The 15,575-nt window shown below is 32.7% G+C and carries 16 protein-coding genes; 9 read left to right on the top strand and 7 right to left on the bottom strand.

The window, feature by feature from the left end:
• Positions 1–479: 479 nt before the first annotated feature.
• A complete protein-coding gene (locus tag ACY191_RS05050; RefSeq protein WP_042739120.1) occupies positions 480–1,631 on the bottom strand; it encodes an acyl-CoA dehydrogenase family protein in 1,152 nt (383 codons plus the stop codon).
• Positions 1,632–1,783: 152 nt separating this feature from the next.
• On the opposite strand from ACY191_RS05050, the gene ACY191_RS05045 reads away from it, so the two are divergent.
• Genes ACY191_RS05045 through ACY191_RS05030 form a run of 4 tightly spaced genes read left to right on the top strand, consistent with a single transcriptional unit; the run spans position 1,784 to position 4,777 of the window.
• A complete protein-coding gene (locus tag ACY191_RS05045; protein ID WP_042739121.1) occupies positions 1,784–2,533 on the top strand; it encodes an amino acid ABC transporter ATP-binding protein in 750 nt (249 codons plus the stop codon).
• Positions 2,530–3,381 (top strand): amino acid ABC transporter substrate-binding protein, encoded by an 852-nt coding sequence (locus ACY191_RS05040; protein ID WP_229366624.1) that lies wholly within the window; start codon positions 2,530–2,532, stop codon positions 3,379–3,381. The genes ACY191_RS05045 and ACY191_RS05040 overlap by 4 nt, the downstream gene beginning before the upstream one ends.
• Entirely contained in the window at positions 3,381–4,067 is a 687-nt protein-coding gene (locus tag ACY191_RS05035) for an amino acid ABC transporter permease (RefSeq protein ID WP_042739123.1), read from the top strand. Before ACY191_RS05040 ends, ACY191_RS05035 begins: the two co-directional genes overlap by 1 nt.
• Before the next feature lie 11 nt (positions 4,068–4,078).
• A complete protein-coding gene (locus ACY191_RS05030) occupies positions 4,079–4,777 on the top strand; it encodes an amino acid ABC transporter permease (protein ID WP_229366623.1) in 699 nt (232 codons plus the stop codon).
• 247 nt (positions 4,778–5,024) lie between these two features.
• Here the strand turns inward: ACY191_RS05030 and ACY191_RS05025 are convergent, their stop codons facing one another.
• The 4 genes from ACY191_RS05025 to ACY191_RS05010 form a co-directional block, all read right to left on the bottom strand.
• A complete protein-coding gene (locus ACY191_RS05025) occupies positions 5,025–6,104 on the bottom strand; it encodes a PTS sugar transporter subunit IIC (RefSeq protein WP_107527606.1) in 1,080 nt (359 codons plus the stop codon).
• A gap of 155 nt (positions 6,105–6,259) precedes the next feature.
• On the bottom strand, positions 6,260–6,607 hold the full coding sequence (locus ACY191_RS05020) for a transcriptional regulator, SarA/Rot family (protein ID WP_229366622.1): 348 nt from the start codon (positions 6,605–6,607) through the stop codon (positions 6,260–6,262).
• A 986-nt stretch (positions 6,608–7,593) separates the two neighbouring features.
• Positions 7,594–7,953, bottom strand: coding sequence for a DoxX family protein (locus ACY191_RS05015; protein WP_042739127.1), 360 nt, complete (start codon positions 7,951–7,953; stop codon positions 7,594–7,596).
• 14 nt (positions 7,954–7,967) lie between these two features.
• Positions 7,968–9,020, bottom strand: a complete 1,053-nt coding sequence (locus tag ACY191_RS05010; RefSeq protein ID WP_463269911.1) for an LLM class flavin-dependent oxidoreductase — start codon at positions 9,018–9,020, stop codon at positions 7,968–7,970.
• A gap of 492 nt (positions 9,021–9,512) precedes the next feature.
• Between ACY191_RS05010 and ACY191_RS05005 the strand changes: the two genes are divergently transcribed.
• Positions 9,513–10,277 carry a CHAP domain-containing protein gene (locus ACY191_RS05005; RefSeq protein ID WP_042739129.1) on the top strand — a complete coding sequence of 255 codons (765 nt, stop codon included), beginning with the start codon at positions 9,513–9,515 and terminating at the stop codon, positions 10,275–10,277.
• A gap of 408 nt (positions 10,278–10,685) precedes the next feature.
• Here the strand turns inward: ACY191_RS05005 and nhaC are convergent, their stop codons facing one another.
• Together nhaC and ACY191_RS04995 are read right to left on the bottom strand one after the other, a co-directional pair.
• Complete coding sequence (gene nhaC / locus ACY191_RS05000) at positions 10,686–12,080, bottom strand: Na+/H+ antiporter NhaC (protein WP_232165237.1); 1,395 nt, start codon at positions 12,078–12,080, stop codon at positions 10,686–10,688.
• A gap of 46 nt (positions 12,081–12,126) precedes the next feature.
• Positions 12,127–13,197 carry an NAD/NADP-dependent octopine/nopaline dehydrogenase family protein gene (locus tag ACY191_RS04995; protein ID WP_229366621.1) on the bottom strand — a complete coding sequence of 357 codons (1,071 nt, stop codon included), beginning with the start codon at positions 13,195–13,197 and terminating at the stop codon, positions 12,127–12,129.
• Positions 13,198–13,424: 227 nt separating this feature from the next.
• Here ACY191_RS04995 and ACY191_RS04990 point away from each other — a divergent pair, with 227 nt between their 5' ends.
• From ACY191_RS04990 to ACY191_RS04975, 4 genes are all read left to right on the top strand, one after another.
• Positions 13,425–13,790, top strand: coding sequence for a DUF4870 domain-containing protein (locus ACY191_RS04990; protein ID WP_042739131.1), 366 nt, complete (start codon positions 13,425–13,427; stop codon positions 13,788–13,790).
• A gap of 316 nt (positions 13,791–14,106) precedes the next feature.
• Positions 14,107–14,574, top strand: coding sequence for a CHAP domain-containing protein (locus ACY191_RS04985; protein WP_042739132.1), 468 nt, complete (start codon positions 14,107–14,109; stop codon positions 14,572–14,574).
• Between the two features lie 272 nt (positions 14,575–14,846).
• Complete coding sequence (locus tag ACY191_RS04980; protein WP_042739133.1) at positions 14,847–15,167, top strand: DMT family transporter; 321 nt, start codon at positions 14,847–14,849, stop codon at positions 15,165–15,167.
• Positions 15,167–15,481, top strand: coding sequence for a DMT family transporter (locus ACY191_RS04975; protein WP_042739134.1), 315 nt, complete (start codon positions 15,167–15,169; stop codon positions 15,479–15,481). Before ACY191_RS04980 ends, ACY191_RS04975 begins: the two co-directional genes overlap by 1 nt.
• Positions 15,482–15,575: the final 94 nt, after the last annotated feature.

Here is a 15,575-nt window from a genome sequence, read left to right as displayed (position 1 = left end):
ATTTCCCTCCATTGAAAACGATTATCAGTTACAAAGTAATTATATAGTTTCTAAAGTAATTTTACAATAGTAATATTTACAAGTATTGTGATAATTAATAATTCAAAAAACTACGTATAAAATTTCTATATAAGTATAAAAATAATTGCCTCTTATTTTTTAAAATAAATAATAAGGAAACTGAAATACTTATACCTGAAAATGCTATCCACAAATTGTAAATCATTTTGTAGAAACAGTTCTAGGAATAACAAGGTTAAAACGTGAACTAAGATTAGCATAAATGGCTATCAATATAAGAAAAACAACAGCACTAAGTACTAATCAATTTGATAATAATAAAAAAATCGATGATTTTTACATTTTTACAGTAAAAATCATCGATTCTATTTTAGTTTGAAAGTTAATATCCCAGACTCTCACTCTAGCCTTGATATTCCAAATCCTTCTATAAAATAAAGCCATATATAATACTTAGCTTATTCGAATAAACCAAGTACTGACTTAGCAATATTTGTATAAGCCATATCTTCCATTGGAGGGTTATGTAACCCTGCTCGCATATCACGATAATAGCGCTGTAAAGGTCGATCCATCTCAAGGCTCTTAGCACCAACAATTCTCATGGCAATATCTATCACTTCAAGACCTTGATTCATCACTAATACTTTTGAGGCTGATGTTTCATTCCAAACATTCGGTGTTGCTTCTGATGTATAAAGCTGTGCGGTGCTCCATAAGAAATGTCTAGCAGATAATAATAATGATTCCATCTTACCTATATTTTGTTGGACGGTTGGCAGTTCTCCAATACAACCCTCAATGCTGTTTGGACTATGTTTTTTAGCAAAATCTACTGCATAGTCTCTAGCAGCTTGTGCAATACCAAGATATACACTCGGAATATGTAGAATCCAGCCATTAGGTTTCTTAACGCCAGCACTTCTCGTTTCTACAAAATTCTCCTTAGGAATGTGTACATCATTTAACACTAAATCATGACTTTCAGTTGAGCGCATTCCTAGCATATTCCAATTATCAGCAATTTCAACACCTTGCATATCCTTTGTAACTAAATAGTACCCTACTTGTTCGAGTGATTCACTATATGCACTGACAACAAAGTGGGTTAACCCTTTACTCATCGATGTAAATGTTTTAACTCCATTTAACACATAACCATCTTCTGTTTCTACAGCATGGGAAGCTGGTCTACCGCCTCTAGTTGGACTACCAGTTTCCGCTTCACTAATCGCTCTATTAACTAGCGCACCTTGTTTCACAGCTTCTGCAAATGATTCTAACATTGGTGATTCCCATAACTCTTGTTCATAAAGTTGGCCGACAACACTCAAGTGCCAGCCTATTGATAAGGCAGTAGCACCATCTATAGCGCCGAGATGACTTTGCAGAATCACCATATCTTCAATGGTAGCACCTTCTCCGCCATAGCTTTTTGGTAGTGTTAATTTAGAATAGCCTTCTTTGACAAGCCATTCTATATTTTCATAAGGAAAGCGAGAATGTATGTCATTGTATGCCGCTCTAGATTGAAATGTTTCCTTTATTGTTTCAAATTTATGAATCCACTTTTGTTGTATATCTGAATGTATTAATGCGGAATCATTCACTTCTATCACCTCTTAGTTAATCTCTTATTATGATAATCTTAGTTTAACACTCAACATTATCTAAATAAAGTCATTAAAAAATTTAATCCTTACTTTACCGATAAGATATATTATGATAGTTTTTAATTAATACATATATGGAGGACAACAAAATGATTTCTGTAAATAATCTTAAACTTCAATACAAGGATCATAAAGTTTTAAATGACGTGAGCTTTTCACAAAAAACTGGAACAGTAACAGCCATTATTGGTCCTAGTGGTTCCGGTAAAACTACGCTCTTAAGAACATTAAATGCGCTTGCTATACCCAAATCCGGAACAATTCAAATTAATGATACAACATTTGATGCTAGTCACTTTACTAAAAAGGATATAAAGCAATTACGTAGTAAATCTGCAATGGTGTTTCAGAACTATAACCTCTTTAAAAATAAGACAATATTAGAAAATATAACAGAAGGCTTAATATATGGACAAAAAATGAGCCTAAATAAAGCCACGGAAATCGCTGAGTCATACTTATCCCAAGTTAATTTATTAGAGCATAAAGATAAATATCCAATACAGCTTTCAGGTGGCCAAAGTCAACGTATCGGCATCATACGTGCATTAGCGTTAAATCCAGAAATTTTATTGTTGGATGAACCTACATCTGCACTTGATCCCGAATCAATACGCAGTATATTAACACTTATAAAATCAATTGCCGAAAAAGGAATGACGATGGTACTTGTGACGCATGAGATTGAGTTTGCAAAAGCTATTGCTGACCAAATTCTATTTATAGATGAAGGAAAGATCGCACATCGTGGCACACCAACAGAAGTATTAGAAGAGGCTAATTCAGAACGTATACATCGCTTTTTAAATAAAGTACGAACAGAAGGTGATTATGTATGACCTTTAAACGTTCTTGCTATTTAGCGATACTATTGTTGCTAATTTTGACAACGGCAGCTTGTGATAAAGATAGTAATTCGCAAAATAGCTCATCGAAACAAGAAGTTAAAGTTGCACTGTCAGCAGAAGTGAATCCACCTTACCTATACACAAATAAAAAGAATGAATTCGTTGGTTTAGATATGGATTATATGAAATTGCTAGAGAAAAAATTACCTCAATATGATTTCAAATATGAAGTTGGCGAAGAGGAATCTAATTTAGTTGGTATTGGTGCTGGAAAATTTGATATGGGAATCAATTGGTTCTTTAAAACACCAGAACGAGAAAAACAATTTCTCTATCAAGATGAACCATACAGCTATGCTTTACCTTTATTAGTAGTTAATAAGGATAACAATAATATACATAGCTTAGATGATTTGCCAGGCAAACGCCTTACACCAATGGCTCCAAGTGGCGGATTATTCTCAATACTTACACAATATAACAAATCACATCAGAAACAAATCGATATAGATACAATTCAAGAACCATCCAATGGAGATAATTTAAAAATGGTAAGTCAACAAAGAAGAGATGCAATGTTTTTAAATTGGAATACATATAAAGCAATTCAAGAACAAATCAACGCCAATGTCAAAATCGGTGGCATCGTCAAAAAAGAACCACTCCATATTGTCTATAATAAGAAACAACAGAAATTACACGATGATATAGATCAAGCAACTAAAGAATTAAAGCGCGAAGGTAAACTTCAAGCATTGTCAAAAAAATACTTTGATTTAAACGTTTTTGATAGTTTAAACGAAATCAACGAAGATAAAGATAAATTGGAGGTGCAATAATGAGCGCATCAATAAATTGGATTGACTTATTTTTACAAGTCGTGCAACGATTGCCACTTACATTAGGTATCATATTATTGTCATTACTATTTTCTATTATTATTGGTTTTTTATTAGCTGTTATACGTATTAATAAAATACCTTTCCTTGCACCTATTGTCAGAGTATATTTATCATTTATTCGCAGTACACCACTCTTAGTACAATTATTTTTAGTATATTTTGCATTACCTCAATTATTATTATTTATTCATATTGATATCAATCATTTTAGTAGAATGTTTTTTGTAGTATTAGCCTTTTCATTTCATACAGGAGCGTATCTTTCTGAGATTATACGTGCTGGTTATCAATCCGTCGATTATGATCAAATAGAAGCTGGTCTAACAGTCGGATTATCCTACCCAAGAATTATGAAAGATATTATCATTCCACAAGCTTTACGCAATAGCATTCCTAATTTGACGACACAAATTATCGAATTAGTTAAAGATACCTCTCTAGCATTTACAATCGGTATTATTGATATGATGGGACAAGTTAAACTCATTATCGGTAATAATTATGGGCTCGGTATGTTAGAAGTATATATCGTTATCTCCCTTATTTATTGGATGATTGCATTAATAATTCAAGGCGTATTCACTGCAATTCATAATAAAACAGAAAAACCATATCAAGTATAAGGAGAATAAATATGTCATTTATTTTATATACAATCTTTGAGGTATTAAAGGGTGTTCCCAACACTTTAATTATCACTATAGTTGCCATAATATTTGGTTTAATCATAGGAACACTTTTTGCAATCATACGACTAAAAAACGTTCCAGTATTATCACAATTAATTATTATTTATAACTCTTTTTTCAGAAGTACACCTTTAATCGTACAATTATTTATTGTTTACTATGGGTTACCTTCACTAATTTTATTGCTTAATGATCAATTTAATTTATCTATTAATCCTGATATGTTTTCACCATTAATTATTTCACTTATTGTATTTTCACTTCATGCGGTAGCTTATCTGAGCGAATCAATTAAAGGTGGTTTACAATCAGTAGAAAATAGTCAAATAGAGGCGGCTCAAACAGTTGGTCTATCTAAATTTAATATTTATAGACGTATCGTTTTACCTCAAGCATTTGGTTATGCTTTACCCAATATTGAAAACCAATTTATTATGCTTTTAAAAGGGACTTCTCTAGCATTTGCTGTTCAAGTAACTGAAATTATGGCCGTTAGCCATGTCATTGCAAATGAAGGTTATCGATTCATCCCAGTTTATTCCATAGCTGCAGCATTTTACTGGTTGCTTGCCATTATTTTTGAAGTAATCTTCTCGAAATTAGAAAATAAAACAACACGTCATCTACAATTCACATCCAATTAATTCTAATTATGCGATGTAATAATAATGATGAATAGCCAGTGCCTATTCAAATTTGTAGTATATAGATCACATTAAATTCAAAGTTATTATTACCACATTCGTATATGCTTAACAAATATGAGACAAAAATAGCCAGTAAACGAATATAAATTCATTTACTGGCTTACTTTATTATAAAGTACAATCATCACATAGTTTACCTTTATCTGCTAGTGATGGTATATGACTTATGAATAAACTTTTAATTTTATGCGATAGATTCGGCATACTTTCTTTTTAATTCATAATAGTGTTTTACCTTTTTAGGCATGGCATCATCAGCTAATTCGGCCTTTGTCACAATAGGATACCGTTTAAATACTAATGCGCCTAGATATCCACAAACCCCACTACAAATTGCACATAGCAATGCTACTAATATTACTGTTAAGGCATTATTAAACCCAAACATAACCATTAAACCAGCAATGGGCGTTGCTGTACCTGTTGCATTATTAACTAAACCGAACAATGCGATAATGATACCAGAAATTGCCCCGCCAACAAAGTTTGTCACATAAACTGGCACTGGGTTTGCAGTAACAATATCTGCTTGTGATAGTGGCTCTATAGCGACAGCAATTGTCGTCTTTCTATCTCCAAATTTTAGCTTTTTAAATAACACAAAGTTCAAGAACGAAGATGCAAACACTGCTAATGCACCGATTGCCATTGGTGTACCTGTGAGACCTAATAACGCAGTCAACGCCATTGAACTTAGTGGTGCAGTTGCCACTACAGTGATAATACCACCTAAGACAATCCCCATTAATATAGGACTAGAATGTGTAGAATCTTTAATTATATTGCCTATTTGTAATAATGTCGCATCAACCACAGGCGTAGAAGCAGTTGCTAATAATCTTGCTAATGGTGCAACTATAACGATTGATGCAATCAAATCCAGTCCATCTGGAAATTTTTCTTCTATCCATAGCATAACAAAACTCATTAAATAACCTGCAATAAATCCTGGTAATAAATCCATATTGCCACACGCTACTGCTATCACAAATGCGTATACAGGTGAAACACCTAATGCTAAAGCGACGAGTCCAGCGGCTGCTACACCACCTAAACCGCCTGCTATATTACCTAATTGCCCTAAGTAATCCATACCCATTAAGTCTCCACCCACATATTTATGAAAGGCTTCAACCAAAAATGAAGCTATAGCTGCATTGGCTAAAGCTCCCATAGCCTTTCCACCTTTTGGAGCCTTACTGGTAAATAGTGTAAATAAGTATAATACTAATCCTAAAAATAATACCCCGATTAATAATTTCATTATATTACCCCTTTTATGTATGCGTTTTCATAACCGTCATTAATTGTATCACATCACATACATTAGAAATAATATATTAGAGTGCAAAATATAAATTACAATATATTTTTACATAATAGAGGTAATATATATAATGATTTTAATCACAAAAGTTATTATAATTGTGATTGCAATTGTTCAATAATTTGAGTTATTTTCGCTCGTTGTTGATCATCTATATAGACTACTACGGTTCTTTCGTCAATTTGGCTTCTTTTTTTACTTAAAAATTCCATTTTAATCAATTTCTGTAAAGCTTTCGTTAAATAATATGGCTTGATATCGGATGAAAGTGCAATTTCCTTTGCTGTTATTTCATTTGAATTACAATTATAAAGATAATTCAAAATATAGATTTCTTCATAGTTTAACTTAAATTGCTTTTTAGAACTCTTAAAGAATTTCTTCCCTTGTTGATAAGTAGCAATAAGTTCATTTAGTGTTTTAAACTTTTGTTGTTCCATATAACCACTCCTAATGTTTATTCTAGATGTTAATATATACTAAAGTGATTCTTATATATTAATATAATAATTTTATACTATTCCGTACATTCTATTCAATATAAGTAGCTATGAAAAATGTTAAAAATGCCCACTATTTTTTTAATATTTACTTTTAAAAATAAAACAATAGTAGTTAACGCAACATTTTATTAATAAAAAATGAGCGAGCTATGATTTTAGTTAAAATATTTTATCATTTCGATTGATCTTTCATTTATAAATGTAGATAAAATTAACATAATGTCCACTTTTCACTTAACTTAATACTTTTAAAGTGATTCAACACAACTAAAATATTACGTATACTATTTGTTTTTAATTTTGTAATGTGTATTAAATAACACGTAGTATCATTAATTTGGCGAGACTCCTGTGGGAACAGGACAAGCTGAAGACTACAGGCTGAAGCTGGCCCCTAGGAAAGCGAGCCAACAATACATAATATTGAACAAAAAATAGATGCAAATTTGTGGATTGGATGATTTACATTCCTATAGAAATTTAACATTTGTATCTTAATGTAAAATACTTTTCTTTAAGAAATAATTTGGCGAGACTCCTGTGGGAACAGGACAAGCTGAAGACTACAGGCTGAAGCTGGCCCCTAGGAAAGCGAGCCAATAATATATAATATTGAACAAAAAATAGGTGCAAATTTGTGGATTGGATGATTTACATTCCTATAGAAATTTAACATTTGTATCTTAATGTAAAATACTTTTCTTTAAGAAATATTTTGGCGAGACTCCTGTGGGAACAGGACAAGCTGAAGACTACAGGCTGAAGCTGGCCCCTAGGAAAGCGAGCCAATAATATATATAATATTGAACAAAAAAACACTCAGATAAATTGAATTCAATCATCTGAGTGTTATTTTTATAGGATTTATGTCCAAAAGTACTTTACTTATATTCATATAAGTATCTAACTATAATAGTTTTGATTTATTTCTTTTTACAATCTACAGTATCTAGTAAGCTTAATGCTGCTAAACCAGTTAAATCTAACGCATGTTTAGCACCAGCTTTACCATGTCCAGCTTCAAAATGTTTAAATGCCGCAACACCTAATACTGAAATTGCTAATAATGAACCAAGGCGTGATAGCTTTTTGCTACCAAAACTTAATACGAAGAATAAAGCACTTAATGCTTCAACCGCGCCAGCCAATGGTACTGCATTTGAAGGTAAGTTAAACACTTCTTCAAATGTATCTTTCATTGATTGATCACCTTGTAATTTTGGTTTTGCTGCTCCATATAATTCTTTTGCTAATTTTAAATTTGTTAAATAACGTAAAATCATTAAAAACGCTCCTTCTATTTATTTTCAAAATATTTATTTACAATAGGCTTCACACGATTTGCTAATAATTCAATAGTACGAATCGTTCTTTCATGTGGCATCGAACCAACAGGGGTATGCAACATGAATCGTGTTATGCCTAGTGTTTCCACTGTTTCTATAATCTTTTGTGCGACGGTTTCAGGACTACCTACATACAAGGCACCGTGGGGCCCAGCTTCTCTCTCAAAGCTATTTTGGTCATACGGTGGCCAACCACGTTCTTGAGCCAATATATCATGACTTGCTTTAACAGATGGGAAAAATTCACGCTTCGCTTGTTCATCTGTATCAGCAATATAGCCCCATGAATGTGTTGCAATTTTTAAATCATCTACCTTATGTCCATAAGATTCAGTAATTGACTGGTACATGTCTATATTACGTCTAAATCTTTTCGGATCTCCACCAATTATAGCATAAGTTATTGGTAATCCTAATGCTCCTGCTTTTAACGAGGATTCCGGAGTACCTCCAGTAGCTATTGATATAGGCAATGCATTGTGTTCAGCTCTAGGATAAACACCTAAATTATCAATAGAAGGTCGTAAATGCCCCTTCCAATTGACGATTTCATGTTGATTAATCTTAAGAAGTAAATCAATCTTTTCATTAAATAACTGTTCGTAGTCATCTAGATTATATCCAAATAGTGGAAATGATTCTATAAATGAACCTCTTCCTACCATTATTTCGGCACGTCCATTTGAAACTGCATCTAATGTAGAAAAGCGTTCATATACTCTAACAGGATCATCTGAAGATAATACAGTAACTGCACTAGTTAATTTAATATGCTTGGTATTTCTAGCGGCTGCAGCTAATACCGTTACTGGATCTGATACTGCATAATCAGGTCTATGGTGTTCACCAAGACCATAGACATCCAAACCATTTCGATCTGCTGTTTCTATTTCTTCTATTATATTACGAATTCTTTGTGCATTACTGATTGCATCTTGTTTACCTTGTTCTGTATAGATATCACCATTATCTGCAAAAGAGGTCAAGCCAATTTCTATCTTCACTATTAACACCTCCAAATCTAGTATAATTTTTATACCTAAATATTAAAACTTTCTGATAAAGGTGTCAATATCTCTGCTTAATTCAATTTTTTATATGTATAATATGACCTACTGCTGCACAATTAATCTATAGTATTTTTGTATTTTCAAATAATAAATTTACCTAATCAATTATATTTTGAAATTTTCTGTTATTTTACAGCTTTGTAATAATAGAGATTGTAACAATACACTTTGTAGCGCAAAACCCTTATAAAACAAGTATTCCACTACTTTTTTAATTCATTTTATTTGTTACACATTAGGTTAAATTATTAGAACTAAATTACAAAACGATAACAATGCACACAAATGGTTATTTTTCTGATAAAGTATTTCTTGTCGTTGAAACAGCGAAAACATAAAAAACAAATTATTGTCGTTAGAGACTGGGAATAGCATTACGAAAAATATAATAATAAATAGAGAGAAATTCTAGGAGGATATTTTATAATGAAGAAAATCGCTACAGCTACAATCGCAACTGCAGGAATCGCTACTTTTGGTTTTGCACATCACGATGCAGATGCAGCAGAAAATAATAACGGTGGATACAATCCAAACGATCCAACATCATACGAGTATTCTTACACAATCGATCAACAAGGTAACTACCACTACGATTGGAAAGGTAACTGGAACCCTAGTCAAGCTGACCAAGGTCACAGTAACTACAGTAACTATAATCAAACTGCTTCATACGCTACTGGGAATAGCTATGGTAAGCAATCATATACAGCTAATAATCAAGCAACTGGTGGAAGAGGCGCTTCAGTTTCAAACTCTACTTCAAGCCATAACATCAAAGTAACAACTACAAGTGCACCATCAAGTTCATCAAAATCAACTAGCTCATCATCAAGTTCATCAATTTCAATTTCTAGCACTTCAGGTTCTTCAAACAACCTATACACTGCTGGTCAATGTACATACTATGTATACGACAAAGTTGGCGGTAAAATTGGATCAACTTGGGGCAATGCTAATAACTGGGCAAGCGCTGCAGCTGCTTCAGGTTACACAGTAAATAACTCACCTTCACAAGGTTCAATCTTACAAACTTCAGCTGGTGCTTACGGACACGTAGCATATGTTGAAAGTGTTAACAGCGATGGTTCAATCACTGTTTCAGAAATGAACTACGGTCAAGGCGCTGGTGTTGTTACTTCACGTACAATTTCAGCAAGTGAAGCTTCAAGCTACAACTACATTCACTAATAAGTATGTTTCAAAAGGCAATCCATATGGATTGCCTTTTTTATTTATATTCATCATACGAAAACAAACGAGAACCGGTCTTACATTGCACCATCGCTACAATATACAATGTAAAACCGATTAAATAGATTATAGAAGGATATTTTAAATCTTTACCTACATTGAATTATCGATGAATATACAGATAATTAAAGTAATATCGCTACAATTATTACTCAACTCAAACTCATATCATCTCATTCATATTAATTTATATCCCAAATATAACTGTTTAAACTTCTATTTGAAAATTTATTATTTTTTTCCTTCTATTAAACCATCAACGGTATAAAATAAAAAACATGATTATCCTTATAACAACAGTAAATATGCCCAACTATCATTCAAACATGATAGCTGGGCATATTGTTATGAGTGCGTTGATTTTACTATTTTTATTCCAATACCTGTAAACCCATAGAATAATGCGAAACAAATACATAGGTAACAAGGTACAGTCCAAATAAAGAACTGATCCACTGTAACACCTAATTGCTGAGTATAATATATACCTGATGTTCCCCACGGTATGAGTGGGATTATCATTGTACCTGAATCTTCCAATGTTCGAGATAAATTCGTTCTATCAAGATTCATTTTATTATACATATCTGTCATTAACACACCGACCATAATAATTACTACTGAAGCGACCCCCGCTGCTAATACCATTATTAATCCACCAATAATCGTTATTAAGATAAGTTGACCTACAGAATTGATATTTTTTGAAATTTTTTGCAAGATTACATCTAAACAACCGGCCTTTTCTACAATACCAGCAAATGCATACCCACAAAATATCGTAACTACAATTTCCGTCATACTCATCATGCCACCTTGTTCTATCAAAGTGACTGTCTTAGCAGATAGATGCTCTGTAGATATCATACCTTTATTAAAGCCATCAAACGTAGATTTAAAACCGTCTACAATACTAAATTTATTGTTTACAACACCTACGATGATTGCGCTAAGACTAGATAATAACATGGCTGGAACAGTAGACATTTTAAATGCCAAACACAAGACAATGACAATAATTGGTAACCAGACTAACACATTAATATTATAAATTTGTGATAGTTCACCTAATAATCGTTTGATTTGTGCTGAATTAGCATCACCTTTAAATTGGCGTCCCACTATAAACCATACAACAATTCCGACAATGGAAGCAGGTACTGTCGTCCATACCATCGCTCTAATATGGCTAAAAATATTCACCTTTGTAACAAGTGCAGCTAAATTTGTCGTATCAGATAGTGGTGACATTTTATCACCAAAAACTGCACCAGCAATGATTGCACCAGCAGCCATACCATGTGGAATATGTAATTGATTAGCAATCGCCATTAACGCGATACCCGCTGTTGAAGCAGAACCCCATGCTGTTCCAGTCGCCACTGATGTGATTGCACAAATGATAAATGCAGATACTAAAAATAAATTAGGATTTAAAAACTCTAAACCATAATAAATCAAAGCAGGTACTGTGCCAGAGTACATCCATGTGCCAACAATAATACCCACTGCTAAAATAATAAAAATTGCTGGCATTGCAGTTGCTAATCTGTTCGTTATACCTTCTTCAAGATCGCTCCACTTCAAGCCTACTCTTTTAGCAATCCAAGCAGCATAAGCAGATGCTAAGATAAGCAATGCTTGTATTGGAATACCAAACCCAACAAAACCTGTAATAACTATAATAATCATAACTACAATAGTAGAAATAGACTCAACAAAAGTTGGCTGTCTCGTCATCATTTGCACCCCCCTTTATATTCTATTAAATATACGCATTGTTAAATTAATCTAATCCAAGTTTATCAATGCCAAGTTCCTCAATTGTTAGCCCTTCTTCAAAAAAGTCTCGTTCCAATATTGTCGACGCAATGGTGATAATGGCATCTGTATTAGGTGTTGCCACACCGATATGCTTACCAAGACTTGACCACAAGACAAGACCATAGGCAATATCTTCTGTTAAGTAGCGATTTTTAACTTGATTAGGCCCTTTTATTTGGGAAAATACTGGACTGTTATTAAATAAACGGTTCAATGGTTCATCTTCATCAACTTGTTCCAAATAGCCACGGTCAATACGTGCATCTTTTGCTGTAGATAATTCGAAACCCAATTTACGTCCGAGTGTTAATCGTTCTAATTCTACAGCATGTAATAAACGCACTGTGTGTTGCGTAATCCCTTCTGCATATAAAGCAAAATCTTCTGCATAATCTATACGACCAACGTTTAATAATGTTGGTCCTGGATGAACTTCTGGATTTCCATTTTCTAGGTTTGTTTTCCATAGGCTTTCTTCTTTAACAATATATGGATACAGTAATTCAATTTTCTCAAAGCTATCGCTCAAATCTTCCTTATCATAGGTAGAAAAATGAACCTTTCTCACATTTAATGATAAGTTAACGGACGCTTCATCAAAATCCACTCGTGTTCCATAAGTAAGTGTATTTACTTCAGCAAGTTTAGGTTTTGTCTCAATATGCATTTCCTCTAGGACATTCAAGAATCTAATAGAACCCATTGCTGCTGCCATATTAAAAAAGATCAGTTGTTCTGATTTCAAGAATGGTGCCATCGTATGTGCATAATGTTCGATAAATGAAGATGGTATGACGACTTGTATCACCTCTGCATCCTCTAATACGTATGACATATCATCACTGATATCAGTAAATGGTACAAAGTTTGTCTCTCCCTCATTCGTAAAGGAAAAGCCTCCACGTTCTATAGCTTTATCAAATTTATGTATTGATTGGTTTCTACAATATAATTTCACTTCATGACCTTTAGTCCTCATATCTAATGCTGCTGTTACTGCCCCATTACCAGAGCCTATAATTGCAATTTTCATAATCACCCTTCTTTCTTCAACTTTATTTACATTACTTTATTGTATAACCAGTAATAATTAACGATAAACAATGGCTCGCAATAGAAAAGCGATCACATACCGTTGTAACACGACACATTGTAACAATCGCTACACATAGTTGCTAGATAAAAAACCTAATTTTATTTTCAGAAATTGATATAAAGTTAAATTATTTTTGTTATAGTAAAAGAAAAAGGAGGGGTATAATGCCTGAACATCAATATGAAACAAACAACACATCTAATATTGAAGTAAATGATGATGCACGATTAATGGCAATGCTTATTTATGTATTAAGCTTTTTCACTTCTATTATAGGGCCTCTAATCATTTGGCTCATTAAACGTGATGAATCACCATTTGTAGACCGTGCAGGGAAGAACTACTTTAATTTTTATCTGTCTTATTTTATTTGGGTTATTGTCGCTTCAATATTATCTTTAGTATTAATTGGCTTATTACTATTAATAGTATTGGGTATTTTAATGATAATATTTACTATTATTGCTGCAGTTAAATCTTATAATGGAGAAGATTATTTAGCACCTTTATCTATTAGATTTTTTAAATAATATAAATCTAAATTTTGTGACTTTTTACAAGTCTTGTAATAATTGGTGTTTTATATTAACTAACCAATGGAGCTCACACTAGTAGTGCCAACATAAAATTGAATTATGTCAGACTGTAACCTCTACATGCATTTATTACAATGACATGTGAGGTTTTTTTAATTGGTTTACAAAGACGTAACATTGCACACAAAACCAAATTCATCTGTTAGAGTATTATTTGTCGTTAAAAAGCACATACGAAAAACAATCAACTTAAATTAATTAATAGATAAAGTTATTTTATGAATGATGACTTTTGGGAGGACTTTTTAAAATGAAAAAATTATTAACAGCTACAACTTTAACAGCAGGAATCGGAGCAGCAATGTTGGGATTAGATCATGGTCAAGAGGCAGACGCAGCAGAACAAACTCAAACTCAATCAACTAACGAAAGTACAACTCAATCTGCTTCAAGTGGGAATTTATATACAGCAGGCCAATGTACTTGGTATGTTTATGATAAAGTAAATGGTGAAATCGGCTCTACTTGGGGAAATGCAAATAACTGGGCTTCAGCAGCATCTTCAGCTGGTTATACAGTTAACAACACACCTGAACAAGGCTCAATTTTACAATCTAACTCTGGACCTTACGGACATGTTGCATACGTTGAAAACGTATCTAGCGATGGTTCTGTTACAGTTTCAGAAATGAACTATGGCGGTGGACCATATTCAGTAAGTGAAAGAACAATTTCTTCTTCTGAAGCTAGTTCTTACAACTATATCCACTTAAACTAATAACTAAACATTTAATATAATTCGCTACAATGGTATTGGATATCATCTATGCTTATAAATAAGTATAAGTACACTATCTAAGCAAATATGACTAAATGACAAGTTCTTTAAGGGAAAGTTCTTCCATTCTGTCTGTTGAATTGCGCTACCATTAATATAGGCTGGAACATGATTATGCTTCATGTTTCAGTCTTTTTTTGTTATATGACATTGCAGTATAATAATAAATTTGAGAAAATGGACACGTTTCGTATAAATTAGGAGGTAAGACAATGCAGTGGTTTAAAGTAATATTGGCTGGTTTGATCGAGGTATTATGGGTTACTGGTTTAAATGTTGCTAATTCTGTATGGAGTTGGTTAGCAGTAATTATAATTATCGGCATAAGTTTCTTCTTAGTTATTTCAGCTTGTAAAGCACTACCAGTGGGCACTGTTTATGCTGTATTTGTTGGCATAGGTTCTGTTGGCACAGTAATTGTAGATATTATTTTCTTTGGAGATAACTTCAATATTGTAAAAATGATGCTTATTTGTCTATTAATTATTGGCATTATTGGACTTAAGTTATCAACTTCGGAGGTGCAGCAGTAATGAGTTGGTTCATTTTATTTTTTGCAGGTTTATTAGAAGTTGTTGGTGTCATCATTTTAAATGAAATTACAAGAACAAAAAAGAAATCACTTGTCGTTCTATTAGCAGTTGCCTTTATCTGTAGCTTTAGTACATTGAAATTAGCAATGAATACCATACCTATGGGCACAGCATATGCTATATGGAGTGGTATTGGTACTGGTGGTGGCACATTAGTAGGCATGTTGCTATATAATGAAGCCAAAAATGCCAAACGTGTATTTTTTATCGGTTTGATAGTTCTATCAATTGTAGGTCTAAAGTTAATTAGTTAATTAGTTAATTGGTCAATTGCTCAAGTACAAAGAAAATGAGATTTAATATACGTTATTAAAGTAATTTATTTTTTTACATATCCCTTAAACGATT

This window comes from Staphylococcus sp. TCBT05 (assembly GCF_055179755.1).
The sequence above is the reverse complement of the archived record's forward strand: the minus strand, read 5'-3'. Positions and strand labels throughout refer to the sequence as shown.

Coding starts and splice junctions, on each gene's coding strand:
- ACY191_RS05045 (WP_042739121.1), top strand. CDS start 1,784: ATGATTTCTGTAAATAATCTTAAACTTCAATACAAGGATCATAAAGTT.
- ACY191_RS05040 (WP_229366624.1), top strand. CDS start 2,530: ATGACCTTTAAACGTTCTTGCTATTTAGCGATACTATTGTTGCTAATT.
- ACY191_RS05035 (WP_042739123.1), top strand. CDS start 3,381: ATGAGCGCATCAATAAATTGGATTGACTTATTTTTACAAGTCGTGCAA.
- ACY191_RS05030 (WP_229366623.1), top strand. CDS start 4,079: ATGTCATTTATTTTATATACAATCTTTGAGGTATTAAAGGGTGTTCCC.
- ACY191_RS05025 (WP_107527606.1), bottom strand. CDS start 6,104: ATGAAATTATTAATCGGGGTATTATTTTTAGGATTAGTATTATACTTA.
- ACY191_RS05020 (WP_229366622.1), bottom strand. CDS start 6,607: ATGGAACAACAAAAGTTTAAAACACTAAATGAACTTATTGCTACTTAT.
- ACY191_RS05015 (WP_042739127.1), bottom strand. CDS start 7,953: ATGATTTTACGTTATTTAACAAATTTAAAATTAGCAAAAGAATTATAT.
- ACY191_RS05005 (WP_042739129.1), top strand. CDS start 9,513: ATGAAGAAAATCGCTACAGCTACAATCGCAACTGCAGGAATCGCTACT.
- nhaC (WP_232165237.1), bottom strand. CDS start 12,080: ATGACGAGACAGCCAACTTTTGTTGAGTCTATTTCTACTATTGTAGTT.
- ACY191_RS04995 (WP_229366621.1), bottom strand. CDS start 13,197: ATGAAAATTGCAATTATAGGCTCTGGTAATGGGGCAGTAACAGCAGCA.
- ACY191_RS04990 (WP_042739131.1), top strand. CDS start 13,425: ATGCCTGAACATCAATATGAAACAAACAACACATCTAATATTGAAGTA.
- ACY191_RS04985 (WP_042739132.1), top strand. CDS start 14,107: ATGAAAAAATTATTAACAGCTACAACTTTAACAGCAGGAATCGGAGCA.
- ACY191_RS04980 (WP_042739133.1), top strand. CDS start 14,847: ATGCAGTGGTTTAAAGTAATATTGGCTGGTTTGATCGAGGTATTATGG.
- ACY191_RS04975 (WP_042739134.1), top strand. CDS start 15,167: ATGAGTTGGTTCATTTTATTTTTTGCAGGTTTATTAGAAGTTGTTGGT.